Below are 16,673 nucleotides of genomic sequence, written 5' to 3' on the forward strand. Positions count from 1 at the left end.
TTGAAAAAGGGTTGGATGAAGGGCCTGGCCGAGCTTACACCGCGGCGGCGCGGCGGGCCTTCACGGCGGCGGCCAGCTCGGCCAGCGTGGCGACCGAGTCGTCCCAGCCCAGGCAGGCATCGGTGATGCTCTTGCCGTACTCCAGCGCCTGCGGGTCGTCCGTGCCCGGGGTGAACTTCTGCGCGCCGGCCACCAGGTGGCTCTCGATCATCACGCCGAAGACGCTGCGCGATCCGCCGCCGATCTGAGCGGCGATGTCGCGCGCCACGTCGCGCTGGCGCTCGTGCTGCTTGGCGCTGTTGGCGTGGCTGCAGTCCACCATCAGCGAGGCGGGCAGGCCGGCCTTCTCCAAGTCCTGGCAGGCGGCCTGTACGCTGGCGGCGTCGTAGTTGGGTGCCTTGCCCCCGCGCAGGATGACGTGGCAGTCCTGGTTGCCCTTGGTGTGCACGATGGCAACCTGGCCGTTCTTGTGCACCGACAGGAAGTGGTGCCCGCGCCCGGCCGACTGGATGGCATCGGTGGCGATGCGGATGTTGCCGTCGGTGCCGTTCTTGAAGCCGATGGGCGCAGAGATGCCCGAAGCCAGCTCGCGGTGCACCTGGCTCTCGGTGGTGCGCGCGCCGATGGCGCCCCAGCTGATCAGGTCGCCGATGTACTGCGGGCTGATCACGTCCAGGAATTCGCTGCCCGCCGGCACCCCCAGGCGGTTGATGTCGATGAGCAGCTGGCGGGCGATGCGCAGGCCCTCGTCGATGCGGTAGCTGCCGTCCAGGTAGGGGTCGTTGATCAGACCCTTCCAGCCCACCGTGGTGCGGGGCTTTTCGAAGTACACGCGCATGACGATCTCCAGCTCGCCCGCGTGTTGCTCGCGCACAGCCTGCAGCTGGCGCGCGTACTCCAGCGCCGCCGCCGGGTTGTGGATGGAGCAGGGGCCGATCACCACCAGCAGGCGGTCGTCCTCGCCATTCATGATGCGGTGGATGTTCTGGCGCGTGCGGGCGATGAGCGATTCCACTTGCGAGCCCTGGATGGGGAAGAAGCGGATCAGGTGGTCTGGAGGCGGAAGCACGGTGATGTCCTGGATACGTTGATCGTCGGTCTGGCTGGTTTTCTCGACGTTCGGGTACCAGGCATCGCTGGTGGGGACTCGGGCGTTCATGGCTGCTTCCTCTCGGGTATGGGTGGGATCGGTTGAAAAAGAAGAAAAAGGCCAAAAAAAACCGCCGGGCTGCTGGAGCTTCGGCGGTTTCTTGGGAGGGGTTCGGTTGTCAGTCGGGGTGCGCGCGTGCCTCTCTCATCCGCCTAGGATAGAGAACCAAAAGTAAAAGTAGGACGCGCTACGGCTGTGCATGCGGACCAATGTAGCAGGTTTGCGGCGCCGCAGCATAGGGCGGCGTTGCCCAGGCGCTACAGGCCGCGGGCCGCCAGCCAGCTGCGCAGGCGTGCCAGCAGGGGCGTGCGGGAAGGCCGCGGCGGAGTGGACAGGGCCTGCAGCGGGCTGCCGCCCTGGTGCTCGTAGATGTCCATCACCAGCAGCGCCTCGCCCAGGGTGCGCCAGGCCAGGCGCTCGAACTGGCCAAAGCGCTCGGTCTCGGCGGCGGCATCGCGCGCGGCCAGCGCCTGCCTCCAACGCGCCAGCGCATCGCGCAGTTCGCGCAGGGCGCGCTGGTAGGCGCCGAACTCGTACAGCGCGTGCCAGGCCGAGTCCATGCCCGTCAGCAGCCGCTGGTGTTCCTGGACGCAGCGCGCCAGCAGGGCCAGCTGGCGCTCGATGGCGTCCGCGTCCTGGTGCGCGCGCCGTGCCTGCGTGGCCTGTTCGATGTGCCCCGACAGCGTGGACAGGTGCTCGCGCAGCGGCCGCGTATCCTCATGCGCCGCGCCTTCACTCAGGAACTGGCTGAGGGCCGCAAAGCTGTGCAGCGAGCCCTGGCGCAGCTGGACGAAGGCGGTGGAGGTCTGCGGCATGCGTGTCGCGCTCCACCGTCGGCCAGGCCGTTTCAGGCCGTGCCGCCCACAGTCAGGCCTTCGATGCGCATGGTCGGCTGGCCCACGCCCACCGGCACGCTTTGGCCCTCCTTGCCGCAGGTGCCCACGCCGCTGTCCAGGCGCATGTCGTTGCCGATCATGGTCACGCGCTTGAGCGACTCGGGGCCGCTGCCGACCAGGGTGGCGCCCTTAACGGGGTAGAGGATCTTGCCGTTTTCCACCCAGAAGGCCTCGCTGGCGGAGAACACGAACTTGCCGCTGGTGATGTCCACCTGCCCACCGCCGAAGTTGGTGGCGTACAGGCCCTTCTTGATGCTGGCGACGATTTCGCCCGGGTCGCGGTCGCCGCCCAGCATGTAGGTGTTGGTCATGCGCGGCATGGGAATGTGGGCATAGCTCTCGCGCCGGCCGTTGCCGGTGGGGGCCACTCCCATCAGGCGCGCGTTCATCGCGTCCTGGATGTAGCCCTTCAGGATGCCGTCCTCGATCAGCACGTTCTTCTGCGTGGCATGGCCCTCGTCGTCCACGTTCAGCGAACCGCGCCGGTCCGCCATGGTGCCGTCGTCCAGCACGGTCACGCCCTTGGCGGCCACGCGCTCGCCGATGCGCCCGCTGAACGCGCTGGAGCCCTTGCGGTTGAAGTCGCCCTCCAGCCCGTGGCCCACGGCCTCGTGCAGCAGCACGCCGGGCCAGCCCGGGCCCAGCACCACGGTCATCTCGCCAGCCGGTGCCGGGCGGGCGTCCAGATTGGTCAGCGCCGCGCTCACGGCCTCGTCCACGTACTGGCCGATCTGCTCGTCGGTGAAGTAGGCCAGGCCGAAGCGCCCGCCGCCGCCGGACGAGCCCACCTCGCGCCGCCCGTTCTGCTCGGCGATCACCGTCACCGACAGGCGCACCAGCGGGCGCACGTCGGCGGCCAGCAGGCCATCGGCGCGCGCCACCAGCACCACGTCGTATTCGCTGGCCAGGCCGGCCATGACCTGCACCACGCGCGGGTCCTTGGCGCGGGCGCGCTGCTCGGCGCGCTCCAGCAGCTGCACCTTGGCCGTGCTGTCCATCGAGGCGATGGGGTCGATGTGGGGGTAGAGCGAGCGGCTTTGTGCTACTCTTTTAGGAGCTACTCGCGCTTTACCCGCCTTGCCTGCGGCCGAAATCGACCGAACCGTCGAGGCCGCGTCCATGAGCGAGGCCAGGGAGATGTCGTCTGAATACGCGAAGGCCGTCTTCTCGCCGCTCACGGCCCGCACGCCCACGCCCTGGTCGATGGAGAACGAGCCGGTCTTGACGATGCCTTCCTCCAGGCTCCAGCCCTCGTGGCGGGTGTACTGGAAGTACAGGTCGGCGTCGTCCACCTGGTGCGCGCGGATGTGCGCCAGCGCCTGGCCCAGATGGGATTCGTCCAGCCCGAAGGGGGTCAGCAGCAGGTCGCGGGCGACGGCCAAACGCTCGATGGTGGGTTCGCGGGAGATCATCGGGTCATTTTAGGCAGCGCCCCGTGACCCTGCCGGCGCCCGGCTACTGCACGCCGCCCTCGGTGGGTTGGTGCTGCGCGCGCGCCACCGACATCAGCACGCCGAGCGCCAGGCCCAGCGTGGTCATGGCCGTGCCGCCGTAGCTGATGAAGGGCAGGGGCACGCCCACCACCGGCAGCAGGCCGCTGACCATGCCCATGTTCACGAAGGCGTAGGCAAAGAAGATCATGGCCACGGCGCTGGCCATCAGGCGCTCGAACAGCGTGCCGGCCTGCGCCGCGATGGCCAGGGCGCGCCACACCAGCAGCAGAAAGCACACGATCAGCGTCAGGTTGCCCACCAGGCCGAACTCCTCGGAAAAGGCGGCGAAGATGAAGTCGGTGGTGCGCTCGGGGATGAACTCCAGGTGCGTCTGCGTGCCGGCCATGAAGCCCTTGCCCCACAGCCCGCCCGAGCCGATGGCGATCATGCCCTGGATGATGTGAAAGCCCTTGCCCAGCGGGTCGCGCGTGGGGTCCAGCAAGGTGCAGATGCGCTGCTGCTGGTAGCTGTGCAGCACCGGCCAGCGCACGCCGTCGGCGCACAGCTGCGGCTCGAACCACACCACCAGCGCGATGCCCACGGCGCCCAGCAGCACCGGTGGCACCACCAACTTCCAGGGCAGGCCGGCGAAGAAGATCACCGCCATGCCCGCGGCCATCACCAGCAGCGAGGTGCCCAGGTCGGGCTGCTTCATGATCAGGGCCACGGGCAGCGCCAGCAGCAGCCCGGCGACGACGAAGTCCAGCGCGCGCAGCTGGCCCTCGCGCTTTTGGAACCACCAGGCCAGCAGCAGCGGCATGGCGATCTTCATCAGCTCGCTGGGCTGCACCACCACGCCGATGTTGATCCAGCGCTGCGCGCCCTTCTTGGTGATGCCGAACAGCGCCACCGCCACCAGCAGCCCCACGCCCACCGCGTACAGCGGCACGGCCAGGGCCATCAGCCGCTGCGGCGGCACCTGCGCCACCACGAACAAGATACCTGCCGCCAGCAGCATGTTGCGGCCGTGGTCGACGAAGCGCGTGCCGTGATCGAAGCCGGCCGAATACATGGCCACCAGGCCGATGCCCGCCAGCGCCAGCAGCAGCAGGATCAGCGGCCAGTCGAAGCCGCGCAGCAGCGGCGCGATGCGCTGCGCGAGGGTGGGCGAGTGAAACGAAGCGCGGGTGCTGGCGACCATGGGGGCGCAATTATCGGGCCGCAGGGCTTTTCAAGGCATTTCCTGGGGGCGGCGCCGCACAATCGCCGCCATGCCCAACACCCATCTGCTGTACCTGCACGGCTTTCGTTCCTCCCCGCGCTCGGCCAAGGCGCAGCTGGTGGCCGCCCACGTGGCGCAGCACCACCCCGGTGTGCGCCTGTGGTGCCCGCAGCTGCCGCCCTCGCCGCGCGCGGCCATGGCGCTGGTGGCCGAGGGCATCGCCGCCTGGCCGCACTCGCGCATGGCCGTGCTCGGCTCCTCGCTGGGCGGCTACTACGCCAGCTGGGTAGCGCAGCACGCGCGTTGCGCCAGCGTCATGCTCAACCCGGCGGTGGACCCGGCGCGGGATCTGGCACGCTACATCGGTGAGCAGGCCGCCTGGCACGACCCCGAGGAGCGTTTTTTCTTCCGCCCCGAGTTCATCGACGAGCTGCGCCAGCTGGACGTGCGCGAGCAACCCCCCGCCGGTCCCCAGCTGCTGGTAGCCGCCCAGGGCGACGAGCTGCTGGACTGGCGCGAGATGGTGGCCCGCTACCCGCAGGCACGCCAGCGCGTGCTGCCCGGCGGCGACCATGCGCTGAGCGACTTTCCCCGCCTGCTGGACGAAGTCATCGCCTTCTGCGATTTGGCCTGAGTGTCTCTCAAGGCGTGCTGCTGGCTGGCAGGCCCCGGCTGAAGCGCGCCCAATCCCGCGGCCAGGCGCGGCGGTAGCGGTCGGCGTGCAGCGCGGCCTCGTCCTCGCGCCCCAGCAGGCGGGCGCTGGCGATCAGCTTTTCGATCACCCGCGGCTCGGGCGAGTAGTGCAGCAGCCGCGCCGCGGCCTCGTGCACGGCGGCGGCGTTGGCGGCATCGACCGGCGTGGTGGTCAGCCAGGCGAACAGCGCCGGGCCGCCGAACACCGGCCAGCGCCGCGCCACCTCGCGCCCATCCAGCGTGCGCAGGTCGGCCGGGCGTTCGGCCGCCGGGCGATACAGGGCGGCGACCGGGCGGTAGCCCTGCGCCAGCAGAAGGCCGGCGGCCGGCGCCAGCAGCAGCGCCGCCACGCCCGCGGCGCGCAGCGGCCCGCGCCAGGCGGCGGGCAGGGGCGGCAGCAGCGCGGCCACGGCCAGCGCCGCGGCCAGCTGGAAGGGGCCGTACCACAGCGGAAACTCCAGCAGGCTGTGCGCGGCGATCAGCGCCAGCACCCCCCAGGCCAGCTGGCGCGCCGGATCGCGCTCGGCCCACGGCCGGGCGCGCCAGGCCGCCCACAGGGCGCCGCCCACCAGGGCCAGCGCGGCGGGCAGGCCCAGCTCCACCGCCAGCTGCAGCGGCAGGTTGTGTGCGTTGTCCAGCAGCACGCAAAAGCGCAGGCCCTCGAAGGGGGTGATGTAGTGGCCGTACTTCAGCTCGCCCCAGCCCCAGCCCGTCCACGGCCGGGCGGCGATCAGTTCCAGCACGTTGCCCCACAGGGCCACGCGGCTGGTGCAGGCCTGGTGCGCGCCCTGGGCCAGCCGGGTGAACAGGCCCTCGGCCTGCACGCCCGTCCACTGCGCCAGCAGCAGCGGCAGGCCCCAGGAGGCCAGCAGATACGCCGCCAGACCCGCGGCATACACGGCCGGCGCCAGGGCGCCCGCGCCGCGCCGCCACATCAGCAGCAGCGCCGGCACGACCAGCAGCCATTGCAGTGCCCCGGTGCGCGAGGCCGTGGCCGCCCCGGCGGCGGCCAGCAGTGCCAGTGCCCAGGGCGTCGCCGCGGCCAGCAGCAGCGGCGCCAGCCGGCGCGCCGGGTGTGCCAGCGCCCAGGGCTGCAGCCGGGCCATCCACCACAGCAGCGCCCACAGGGCCAGCGACACCAGGGTCGCCTGCTGGTTGCGCTGGCGCAGGTTGCCCATGGCCTGGCCCAGGCTGGAGGCACGCACCCATGGCGACAGGCCGGCGTCGCCCAGGAAGTACTGCGCCAGGCCGATGGCGCCGCCGACCAGGCCGGCCGCGAGCAGCCCCGCCGCCAGGCAGGGCGCCAAGTGGCGGCGCGCCAGGGCCCCGCTCCAGGCCAGCAGGGCGACGAGCCAGGCGCAGGCGGCACTGGCCATCAGTGGCCAGAAGTTGCTGTTGGGCGCTTCGGTGAACGGAAAGACGAAGGGCAGGGCCACGGCCAGGGCGGCCAGCAGGCAGGCGGCCCGGCGCGCGGGCGGGGTTTCGGGGCGGTCGGTGGGCGCGCGCGTCATGGTCGCGGCCATGATAGGGCGGGCAGTGGCGGCTGCTGGATTGGGCGCAAAATCGGCCTCCATCGCCCGCCAGACAAGCGCCTGCAGCTATTTTTTGCATAGCAACCCTGCAACCGCCCGGGCGGGCCGGCCGCATGGGGGAAAATCGCGCCCTTATGCATGCACTGTTTGACGACGCCGGCAAGTTCCTGGCCGGGCGCATCCTCTCGGAGGCCGAAAATTCCGCGCAGATCGAGCTTGACTCGGGCAAGCGGGTCAAGGTCAAGGCCGCCAACATCCTGCTCAAATTCGACAAGCCCGCGCCGGCCGAGCTGCTGGCCGCCGCGCGCGAGCAGGCCGGCGGCATCGACCCGGCGCTGGCCTGGGAGTTCGCGCCCGAGGAGGAGTTCGGCTTCGCCGAGCTGGCGCGCGAGTATTTCTCCGCCTCTGCGCCGCCCGCCGAACAGGCCGCCATGCTGCTGGCGCTGTTCGAGGCGCCGCACTACTTTCGCCGCGCCGGCAAGGGTCGCTTTCGCAAGGCCTCGGCCGAGGTGGTGCAGCAGGCCCTGGCCGCCATCGAGAAAAAAAAGCAGCTGCAGGCGCAGATCGACGCCTGGGCCGGCGAGCTGGCCGCCGGCAGCTGCCCGCAGCCCATCCGCGACCAGCTCTACCGCATCCTGTTCAAGCCCGACAAGAACGCGCCCGAGTACAAGGCCGTGGTGGAGGCCAGCCGCATCGCCCACGAGGCGCCGCTGGCCCTGCTGACGCGCGCCGGGGCCATCGCGTCGAGCTACCAGTTCCACTGGCAGCGCTTTCTGTTCGAGCACTTCCCGCGCGGCACGGGCTTTCCGGACCTGGCCGCGCCCGAGCCGCCGGCCGACCTGCCACTGGCCGAGGTGCAGGCGTTTTCCATCGACGACTCGGCCACCACCGAGATCGACGATGCCCTGTCGCTCACCGGCCTGGGTACGGGCACGGTGCGTCTGGGCATCCACATCGCCGCGCCCGGCCTGGCGATACAGCCCGGGGGCGAGCTGGACCGGCTGGCGCGCACGCGCCTGTCCACCGTCTACATGCCCGGCCACAAGCTCACCATGCTGCCGGACGAGGTGGTGCAGCGCTACACGCTGGACGAGGGCCGCGCCAACCCAGCCGTGTCGCTGTACGTGAGCATCGACGAGCAGACGCTGGCCATCACCGCCAGCGAGACGCTGCTCGAGCGCGTGCCCGTCGCCGTCAACCTGCGCCACGACCAGCTGGACCACATCGTCACCGAGGCCTGGCTGGCCGACCCGGCCATTGAGCATGAAAACACGCCCCGGGCCTTGTCCGGCCTGCGCGAGCAGCTCACATTTTTATATCGCCTGGCGCGGCACCTGAAGGCCCAGCGCGAGGTGGTGCGCGGCAAGCCCGAGAGCTTCACCCGGCCCGACTACACCTTCCGCCTGCAGGGGCAGACGGGCGACGAGCCGGACGGCAGCGAGACGGTGGTCATCGGCACGCGCAAGCGCGGCGCGCCGCTGGACCTGATCGTGGCCGAGGCCGCCATCGTCGCCAACAGCCACTGGGGCCAGATGCTGGCCGAGCACGGCGTGCCCGGCATCTACCGCAGCCAGGCCAGTCTGGCGCCGGGCGTGAAGGTGCGCATGGGCGCCAAGGCGCTGCCGCACGCCGGCATCGGCGTGAAAAGCTACGCCTGGGCCACCTCGCCGCTGCGCCGCTACGTCGACTTGGTCAACCAGTGGCAGGTGATCGCCTGCGCGCGACACGGCCGCACGGCGGCGCTGGCCGCGCCCTTCAAACCCAAGGACGCGGAGCTGTTTTCCGTCATCAGCAGCTTCGACGCCACCTACGGCGCCTACAACGCCTACCAGGCCGGCATGGAGCGGCTGTGGACGCTCAAATACCTGCAGCAGAACGGCATTGCCGAGATCGACGCCACCGTGGTGCGCGACGGCATGCCCGGCGGCGGCTTTCTGGTGCGCGCGGATGCGCTGCCCCTGGTGCTGCCGGTGCTGGGCGCACAAAACCTCGCGCGCGGCGCCCGGGTGCGCGTGCGCCTGGGCGAGATCGACGAGATCGCGCTGGACGTGAACGGCACCGTGCTGGAGCGCCTGGACGACCCGCTGGATGCGCGCGACGACGGTCCGGTGGACGAGGGCGATGGCGGCGAGGACGACGACGGCGCCGTGGCCGGCCCGCTGGCCATCGCTGTGGACGTGCAGGGCGACGGCGAGGGCAGCGGCGAGGCCGCGGCCGGGGAGGGCGCCGCCGCGGGCGGCAGCGCCGATAATCCGGCGCCGTGAAAAACGCCGCCGCTTCTTTGCCCCAGCGCCTGTCCACGCTGCAGATCGCGCTGGGCCTGTCGATCGCCGTGCATGCGGTGCTGCTCACCGTGCGCTTCGTCGACCCCGAGGGCTTCAACCGGGTGTTCCAGGACACGCCGCTGGAGGTCATCCTGGTCAACGCCAAGTCCACCGGCGCGCCGGACAAGGCCCAGGCCATCGCCCAGTCGGCCCTGGCCGGCGGCGGCGACGCCGCGCAAGGGCGCGCTACCAGCCCGCTGCCGTACTCGGCCCTGACGGCCATCGGCGAAGACCTGGAGGACGCCCAGCGCCGCATGGACCAGATGCTGCAGCAGCAGACCCAGCTGCTGGCCCAGGTGCGCAAGGAGCTGGCCGTCATGCCCGTGCCCGACCCGCGCGCGCCCAGCGACAGCGCCCAGCAGCAGACGCAGGAGCAAAAGCGCCTGCACCTGCAAAAGCTGCTGGCCGAGATCGAGCGACGCATCAACGAAGAAAACGCCCGCCCGCGCAAGCGCTACGTCAGCCCCGCCACCATGGAGGGCGTGCACGCCGTCTACTACGACGCGCTGCGCCGCAAGGTGGAGGACAAGGGCACGCAGAACTTTCCCGAGCACGGCGGCAAGAAGCTCTATGGCGAGCTGGTCATGATCCTCACCGTCAACCACGACGGGCGCGTGCTGGAGACCGAGATCGCCCAAAGCTCGGGCAACCGCCACCTGGACCGCCGCGCCGAGGCGATCGCCCGCGCCGCCGGGCCGTTTGGCAGCTTCGGCCCGGCCATGCGGGCCCAGATGGACCAGCTGGCGCTGGTCGCGCGCTTCAAGTTCACGCGCGAGCAGACGCTGGAAACGGATTTGCGCTGATGAGCACCACCCCCGACCTGTACTGCGTGGTGGGCCACCCCATCGCCCACAGCCGCTCGCCCTGGATCCATGCCCGCTTTGCCGAGCTGACCGGCCAGGCCCTGGTCTACGAGCCGCTGCTGGCGCCGGTGGACGGCTTTGCCGACGCCCTGGCCGCGTTTGCGGCGCGCGGCGGGCGCGGCTGCAACGTCACCGTGCCCTTCAAGCACGAGGCCGCCCAGTGTGCCAGCCAGATCAGCCAGCGCGTGCAGCTGGCCGGCGCGGCCAACACGCTGACCCTGCAGCCGGACGGCAGCTGGCACGCCGACAACACCGACGGCCTGGGCCTGGTGGCCGACATCGTGCAAGGCGCCGGCAGGCCCATCGTTGGCTGCGACCTGCTGCTGGCCGGCGCCGGCGGCGCGGCGGCCGGCGTGCTGGGCCCGCTGCTGACGCAGCAGCCGCGGCGCATCGTCGTCACCAACCGCACGGCGGCACGCGCCCAGGCCCTGGTGGCGCGCCACGCCGAACTGGCGGCGCTACACAAAGTAGAGCTGCTGGCGCAGGGCCAGCAAGGGCTGAAGGGCGATTTCGACATCGTCATCAACGCCACCGCCAGCAGCCTGGAGGGCGGCGCCATCCCCGTGCCGGCCGGCGCCCTGCGCCCCGGCGCCCTGGCCTACGACATGATGTACGGGCCCGCGGCCCAGGGCTTCCTGGACTGGGCGCGCGCGCAGGGCGGCCAGCCGCGCGACGGGCTGGGCATGCTGGTGCACCAGGCGGCGGCCGCCTTCGCGCTGTGGCGCGGCGTGCAGCCGCCGGCCGAGCAGGTGCTGGCCGAGCTCCGCAAAACCCTGTTTTGACGGCTGCCATGCGGGGGCTGCTGCGCTGGCTGGGCCTGGTGCTGTGCGCGGTGCTGGCGCTGCAGCTGTTCTTCGTGCTGCGCATCGCCGCCATGGCGGCCATCGACCCCGAGTCCACCGCCTTCCAGCGCTCCGAGGCCTGGGCACAGGTGGCGGGCGGCGGCGGGCTGCGCTGGCGCCGGCAGTGGGTGCCGTACGCGCAGATCTCCGACCACCTCAAGCGCGCCGTGGTGGCCGCCGAGGACGACGGCTTTGCCACCCACGAGGGCGTGGACTGGGAAGCCATGGAAAAGGCCTGGCAGCGCAACGCCCGGCTGGCCGCGCAGGCGGACAGCCCCCGCGCCGGCACGCGCGCGCCGCGCATCCGCGGCGGCTCCACCATCACCCAGCAGCTGGCCAAGAACCTGCTGCTGTCGGGCGAGCGCACGCTGCTGAGGAAGGGCCAGGAGCTGGTGCTGACCTTCGCGCTGGAGCGGCTGCTGACGAAGCGCCGCATCCTGGAGATCTACCTCAACAGCGTGGAGTGGGGCGAAGGCGTCTTCGGCGCCGAGGCGGCGGCGCAGCACTACCATCGCAAGAGCGCCCGCCAGCTGTCCGCCGGCGAGGCGGCGCGCCTGGCCGTCATGCTGCCGGCGCCCAAGCGCTTCGAGAAAACGCCGGGCTCGGCCTACCTGGCCGCGCGCAGCCGCAGCCTGCAGGCGCGCATGGGCCGCTCCGAGCTGCCGTGACGCGTGGAATAAGCATCAAAACGGCCTTCAACCCAATACCAGCAAGCGCTGGCAGCTATCAAAAGCATAGTTCATGAGAATCCTCGGCATCGACCCCGGCCTGCAGACCACCGGCTTCGGCGTGGTGGACGTGCAGGGCCAGCAGCTGGCCTACGTGGCCAGCGGCACCATCCGCACCACGGGGCTGGCGCTGGGCGACCTGCCGGGCCGGCTGAAGGTGCTGTTCGACGGCATCGGCGAGGTGGCGGCGCGCTACCAGCCCGAGGCGGCGGCGGTGGAGATCGTGTTCGTCAACGTCAACCCGCAGTCCTCGCTGCTGCTGGGCCAGGCGCGCGGCGCAGCGCTGACGGCGCTGGTCAACGCGCAGCTGCCGGTGGCCGAATACACGGCGCTGCAGATGAAGAAAGCCGTGGTGGGCCACGGCCGCGCGGCCAAGGCCCAGGTGCAGGAGATGGTGCGCCGCCTGCTGCAGCTGCCCGGCTTGCCAGGCCCCGACGCGGCCGACGCGCTGGGCATGGCCATCACCCACGCCCATGCCGGCGCCGCCATGGCCCGCGTGGGGGCGGTGGCGCAGCTCAGCCGCCGCCAGCACGCGCTGTACAAGGGCGGGCGCAGCTACTGATCGACGTCCGCAGCGGCGGCCAGGAAGTCCGCCACCCGCTGCGCCACCTGCGTGGGATGCTCGCGGTGCGGCACGTGCCGGGTGTCCGCCAGCACCTCCAGCCGCGCTGGGCCGGCCACGCGGGCGGCGATGGCCTCGGGGTGGGCGCGCGAGCCGTATTCGTCGTCGCTGCCGTGCAGCACCAGCGTGCGGCAGCACACCCGGGGCAGTACGTCGTTGAGCGACCAGGAGGCGAACTGCGGCGACAGCCAGGTGCCGATCCAGGCGTCCAGCACCCACTCCGCCTTGTCTGCGTGGTAGCGGCGCAGGCGCTCGCGCTCCTGCGGGTCCTGGAAGGCCGCCTGGGCCTGCAGGATGCCGTCCCGTGTGCGGTCCTCCACGAAGGCCTGGGCCGATTCGGTGATGAGCGCCTCGCAGCCATCGGCGTGCAGGGCCGCGCAGTGCACGGCCATGCCGCCGCCCACGCTGTGGCCGAACAGGGCGAAGCGCTCCAGGCCCAGCTGCTCGCGCAGCCGGGGGAAGAATTCGCGTGCCTCCTCTTCGATGAAGTCCGGCGCCAGCCGGTCCGTGCGCCGGTCGGACTGGCCAAAGCCCAGTCGGTCGTAGGCGATGACGCTGCGCCCGGTCTGGCGCGCCAGCAGGGCGGGGAAGTCGCGCCACAGGGCCACGCAGCCCAGCGAGTCGTGCAGCAGCACCAGCGGCGCCGCGGCCGCGTCGTTGCTGCCTGCCCAGCGCCGCGTCAGCAGGCGGCCCCGGCCGGTGGCGATCCACCGATCCTGCGGCGCGGCGGCTGCGGCGCCTGGGCTGCCGCTCATGGCGCGGCCAGCAGCTGCAGCAGCCGGGCATGGATGCCGCCGAAGCTGCCGTTGCTCATGCACACCACGTGGTCGCCCGGCTGCGCGGCGGCCGCCACCTGCGCGGCCAGGGTGGCCACATCGCCGGCTGTCTGCGCCCGCACGCCCAGGGGCGCTAGCGCGGCGGCGGCGTCCCAGTCCAGCCCGCCGGTGTGGCAAAACGACAGGTCGGCCGGCTCCAGCGCCCAGGGCAGCTGGGCGGCCATGGTGCCCAGCTTCATGGTGTTGCTGCGCGGCTCGAACACGGCCAGGATGCGCGCGTTCGGCCCCAGGCGCTGGCGCAGACCATGGAGCGTGGTGCGGATCGCCGTGGGGTGGTGGGCGAAGTCGTCGTAGACGGCGATGCCGCGCACGTTGCCGCGCAGCTCCATGCGCCGGCGCACGTTCTGAAAATGCGCCAGGGCCGCGCAAGCCTGCGCTGGCGCCACGCCCACGTGTTCGGCGGCGGCGATGGCGGCCAGGGCGTTGAGCTGGTTGTGTACGCCGCTCAGGGCCCACTGCACGCGGCCGGCCGGCCCGGCCTGGCCGCGGCGCAGCACGGCGAAGTCGTGCGGCGGCCCGTCGGCGGTGAAGTCGCTGTCGGCCGCGCCGAAGCTGGCCACGCTGCTCCAGCAGCCCTGGTGCAGCACGCGCGCCAGGCTTTCCTCCAGCCTGTTGACCACCACCCGCCCGGACGGCGGCACGGTGCGCACCAGGTGGTGGAACTGCCGCTCGATGGCGCCCAGGTCGTCGAAGATGTCGGCGTGATCGAACTCCAGGTTGTTCAGCACCGCCGTGCGCGGGCGGTAGTGCACGAACTTGCTGCGCTTGTCGAAAAACGCGGTGTCGTACTCGTCCGCCTCGATCACGAACAGCGGGCGCTGCTGCCCCGCCACCTGGCGGCCCAGCCGGGCGGAGACGCCGAAGTCCAGCGGCACGCCGCCGACCAGGAAGCCGGGCGCCAGGCCGGCGCTCTCCAGGATCCAGGCCAGCATCGAGGTGGTGGTGGTCTTGCCGTGCGTGCCGGCCACGGCCAGCACGTGGCGGCCGGCCAGCACGTGCTCGGCCAGCCACTGCGGGCCGCTGGTGTAGGGTGCGCCGGCGTCCAGGATGGCCTCCATCAGCGGGAACTTCGCCGTGCTGTCCGCCAGCCGGGCGCGGCTGACCACGTTGCCGATGACGAACATGTCGGGCTTCAAGGCCATCTGGTCGGCGCCGTAGCCCTCGATCAGTTCGATGCCCAGGGCGGCCAGCTGGTCGCTCATGGGCGGATAGACGCCCGCGTCGCAGCCGGTCACCCGGTGGCCCGCCTCGCGCGCCAGCGCCGCCAGCCCGCCCATGAAAGTGCCGCAAATGCCCAGGATGTGTATGTGCATGGGGGCATTCTAAGAAGGCCGCAGGGCCATGCGGAATATGAGTCAAATCAGCCTCCAGCGCTTGCTGCACAAGCGCTGGCAGCTATTGAAAGCGTAGCTGACCGGGCTGCAATGCCCCTGCCGGGCGAGCGCATTGGGCTGCCCCCGGGGCGCCGCGGCAGGCCACAATGGCCGCTGCCCCCGCACCCTGCCCGCATCGCTATGTCCTCCAGCGCACTTGCCATCGAGATCGCCAACGCCGCCGCCCGCATGGCCGTGGAGGAGGGCCTGGAATGGGGCGCCGCCAAGCGCCGCGCCGTGCGCGAGCTGGGCCTGCCCAGCCGCACCGCGCTGCCCGACAACGACCTAGTGGAAGACGCCGTGCGCGCCTACATCGGCCTGTTCTGCGCCGACACCCAGCCGCAGGAGCTGCGTGCCCTGCGCCAGCTGGCCCTGATGTGGATGCAGCGGCTGCAGGCCTTTCGCCCCTACCTGGGCGGCGCCGTCTGGCACGGCACGGCCACGCGGCTGTCGGACATCCACCTGAGCCTGTTCTGCGACGACAGCAAGAGCGCCGAGATCGCCCTGATCGACCACCGCGTGAGCTACGAGCCGCGCGCCGTGACGGGCTTTCGCGGCGAGCCGGTGGAGATGCTCAGCCTGTCCAGCCATTCGCCCGAGCTGGGCGAGGCCATCGGCGTGCACCTGCTGATCTACGATCTGGATGATCTGCGCGGCGCCCTGCGCCCCGACGCGCGCGGCCGCGCGCCGCGTGGCGACGCCCAGGCCGTGCAGCGCCTGCTGGAGCAGGACGACGCACCCACCCCGCATGACTGACCCATTCACCCGCCGCGCATGACCGAAACGACCCCTCCGCCTTCCCTCCTGTCATCAGGCCGACGCCGCTGGCTGGCCATCGGCGTCGGCGCCCTGGCCGGGCTGGGCGGTGCCGGCCTGGCCGCCTGGCGGCTGTCGCCCGGCCCGGCGCAGCCGGACGCCGCCGCGCAGCTGTGGGGCGCCACCTTCGAAGGCCTGCAGGGCGAGGCGCTGCGCATGGCCGATCTGCGCGGCCGCCCGCTGCTGCTGAACTTCTGGGCCACTTGGTGCCCGCCCTGCGTGCAGGAGCTGCCGCTGCTGGACCGCTTCCACGCCGAGCAGCGCGCGCGTGGCTGGCAGGTGGTGGGGCTGGCCATCGACCAGGCGGCCAACGTGCAGAAATTCCTGCAGCGCGTGCCGCTGCAGTTTCCGCTGGCGCTGGGCGGGCTGGCCGGCTCGGACATCGGCCGCGCTCTGGGCAACGAGCGAGGTGGCCTGCCCTTTACCGTACTTTTTGCGGCAGATGGCAGCATCTTGAAGCGTAAAATGGGCGAGCTGACATCCGAAGACCTGGCTCTTTGGGCCACGTTGGCCTGAGCCACAGCACTGCATCAAAGAAAAAGCAGTAATTTGCGGCAATTTCGGTGCAATAGACCACCGTTGTGTGAATTTCGGGTAAATTCGCGCCCTTCCCGTTTTTAGCCGCTGGAGCTCCCATGGATTTGCGAAAACTCAAGACCCTCATCGACCTGGTCTCCGAGTCGAATGTTTCCGAACTCGAAATCACCGAAGCCGAGGGCAAGGTGCGCATCGTCAAGGCCGGCACCACCGTGGTGCAGCAGGTCATGGCCGCGCCCATGCAGGCCGTCGCCGCTCCGGCCGCAGCCGCCGCCGCTCCTGCCACCGCCGTGGCCGAAGCCGCTGCGCCTGCGGCTGCTGCCGCGCCCACCGGCCATGTCGTCAAGTCGCCCATGGTGGGCACCTTCTACCGCGCCTCCAGCCCGGGCGCCAAGCCGTTCGTCGAGGTCGGCAGCCAGGTCAAGGAAGGCGAGACGCTATGCATCGTCGAGGCCATGAAGATCCTCAACGAGATCGAGGCCGACAAGAGCGGCACCGTGACGCGCATCCTGGGCGAGAACGGCCAGGCCGTCGAATACGGGCAGCCGCTGTTCGTGATTGAGTAAGAGAACAACTCCCTGAGCCGCTGCGCGGCTTCCCCTTCTCTGGCGCGCGCTTCGCGCGCTGGGAAGGGGGACGACGCTGGCGGACCGGCGAAGCCGGATCCGCAGCGTCTGCTGGCACGGTGTGTGCCAGGTTTTAAGGCTGCGGGCGGTGCGCGGCGCAATGGAAGACTTCTATGGTTAAGAAAATTCTGGTGGCCAATCGCGGCGTTCCTACCGCAGGCGGGGCGAAGCAAATGGCCC

Annotated in this window: 16 protein-coding genes; 9 read left to right on the plus strand and 7 right to left on the minus strand. The window is 71.2% G+C overall.

What is annotated here, in order from left to right; genetic code table 11:
- Positions 1-34: 34 nt before the first annotated feature.
- From RT282_RS13020 to rodA, 4 genes are all read right to left on the minus strand, one after another.
- On the minus strand, positions 35-1,159 hold the full coding sequence (locus RT282_RS13020; protein ID WP_313314781.1) for a 3-deoxy-7-phosphoheptulonate synthase: 1,125 nt from the start codon (positions 1,157-1,159) through the stop codon (positions 35-37).
- Between the two features lie 248 nt (positions 1,160-1,407).
- The gene (locus RT282_RS13025) at positions 1,408-1,965 is read right to left on the minus strand and encodes a hypothetical protein (RefSeq protein WP_313314784.1); all 558 of its coding nucleotides are present in this window, start codon (positions 1,963-1,965) and stop codon (positions 1,408-1,410) included.
- A gap of 32 nt (positions 1,966-1,997) precedes the next feature.
- The gene (gene tldD / locus RT282_RS13030; protein WP_313314787.1) at positions 1,998-3,458 is read right to left on the minus strand and encodes a metalloprotease TldD; all 1,461 of its coding nucleotides are present in this window, start codon (positions 3,456-3,458) and stop codon (positions 1,998-2,000) included.
- A gap of 43 nt (positions 3,459-3,501) precedes the next feature.
- A complete protein-coding gene (gene rodA / locus RT282_RS13035) occupies positions 3,502-4,680 on the minus strand; it encodes a rod shape-determining protein RodA (protein WP_312303636.1) in 1,179 nt (392 codons plus the stop codon).
- Positions 4,681-4,750: 70 nt separating this feature from the next.
- Between rodA and RT282_RS13040 the strand changes: the two genes are divergently transcribed.
- Positions 4,751-5,335 carry a YqiA/YcfP family alpha/beta fold hydrolase gene (locus RT282_RS13040; protein WP_313314790.1) on the plus strand — a complete coding sequence of 195 codons (585 nt, stop codon included), beginning with the start codon at positions 4,751-4,753 and terminating at the stop codon, positions 5,333-5,335.
- A gap of 7 nt (positions 5,336-5,342) precedes the next feature.
- On the opposite strand, the gene RT282_RS13045 is transcribed toward RT282_RS13040, so the two are convergent.
- Positions 5,343-6,905, minus strand: coding sequence for a Wzy polymerase domain-containing protein (locus RT282_RS13045; protein WP_313314792.1), 1,563 nt, complete (start codon positions 6,903-6,905; stop codon positions 5,343-5,345).
- Between the two features lie 155 nt (positions 6,906-7,060).
- Here RT282_RS13045 and RT282_RS13050 point away from each other — a divergent pair, with 155 nt between their 5' ends.
- The 5 genes from RT282_RS13050 to ruvC all read left to right on the plus strand — a co-directional run bounded on the left by RT282_RS13050 (position 7,061) and on the right by ruvC (position 12,245).
- Entirely contained in the window at positions 7,061-9,190 is a 2,130-nt protein-coding gene (locus RT282_RS13050; protein ID WP_313314795.1) for an RNB domain-containing ribonuclease, read from the plus strand.
- On the plus strand, positions 9,187-10,053 hold the full coding sequence (locus RT282_RS13055; RefSeq protein WP_312303628.1) for a TonB family protein: 867 nt from the start codon (positions 9,187-9,189) through the stop codon (positions 10,051-10,053). Before RT282_RS13050 ends, RT282_RS13055 begins: the two co-directional genes overlap by 4 nt.
- Positions 10,053-10,895, plus strand: a complete 843-nt coding sequence (aroE, locus tag RT282_RS13060) for a shikimate dehydrogenase (RefSeq protein WP_313314799.1) — start codon at positions 10,053-10,055, stop codon at positions 10,893-10,895. Before RT282_RS13055 ends, aroE begins: the two co-directional genes overlap by 1 nt.
- A gap of 8 nt (positions 10,896-10,903) precedes the next feature.
- On the plus strand, positions 10,904-11,623 hold the full coding sequence (gene mtgA, locus RT282_RS13065) for a monofunctional biosynthetic peptidoglycan transglycosylase (protein ID WP_313314802.1): 720 nt from the start codon (positions 10,904-10,906) through the stop codon (positions 11,621-11,623).
- Between the two features lie 73 nt (positions 11,624-11,696).
- Positions 11,697-12,245, plus strand: coding sequence for a crossover junction endodeoxyribonuclease RuvC (ruvC, locus tag RT282_RS13070; RefSeq protein WP_312756308.1), 549 nt, complete (start codon positions 11,697-11,699; stop codon positions 12,243-12,245).
- Here the strand turns inward: ruvC and RT282_RS13075 are convergent.
- Positions 12,239-13,060, minus strand: coding sequence for an alpha/beta hydrolase (locus RT282_RS13075; protein WP_313314805.1), 822 nt, complete (start codon positions 13,058-13,060; stop codon positions 12,239-12,241). The genes ruvC and RT282_RS13075 overlap by 7 nt on opposite strands.
- On the minus strand, positions 13,057-14,454 hold the full coding sequence (mpl, locus tag RT282_RS13080; protein ID WP_313314808.1) for a UDP-N-acetylmuramate:L-alanyl-gamma-D-glutamyl-meso-diaminopimelate ligase: 1,398 nt from the start codon (positions 14,452-14,454) through the stop codon (positions 13,057-13,059). Before mpl ends, RT282_RS13075 begins: the two co-directional genes overlap by 4 nt.
- 201 nt (positions 14,455-14,655) lie before the next feature.
- On the opposite strand from mpl, the gene RT282_RS13085 reads away from it, so the two are divergent.
- From RT282_RS13085 to accB, 3 genes are all read left to right on the plus strand, one after another.
- Entirely contained in the window at positions 14,656-15,270 is a 615-nt protein-coding gene (locus RT282_RS13085) for a hypothetical protein (protein ID WP_313314811.1), read from the plus strand.
- Between the two features lie 18 nt (positions 15,271-15,288).
- Positions 15,289-15,846, plus strand: coding sequence for a TlpA disulfide reductase family protein (locus RT282_RS13090; RefSeq protein WP_313314814.1), 558 nt, complete (start codon positions 15,289-15,291; stop codon positions 15,844-15,846).
- Between the two features lie 119 nt (positions 15,847-15,965).
- Positions 15,966-16,433: an acetyl-CoA carboxylase biotin carboxyl carrier protein gene (gene accB / locus RT282_RS13095; RefSeq protein WP_312303609.1), complete on the plus strand. Its 468-nt coding sequence runs from the start codon at positions 15,966-15,968 to the stop codon at positions 16,431-16,433.
- Positions 16,434-16,673 lie beyond the last annotated feature (240 nt).

The sequence above is a fragment of the Pulveribacter sp. genome (genome assembly GCF_032079985.1).
In the GTDB taxonomy this organism is placed as follows: Bacteria; Pseudomonadota; Gammaproteobacteria; order Burkholderiales; family Burkholderiaceae_C; genus Melaminivora.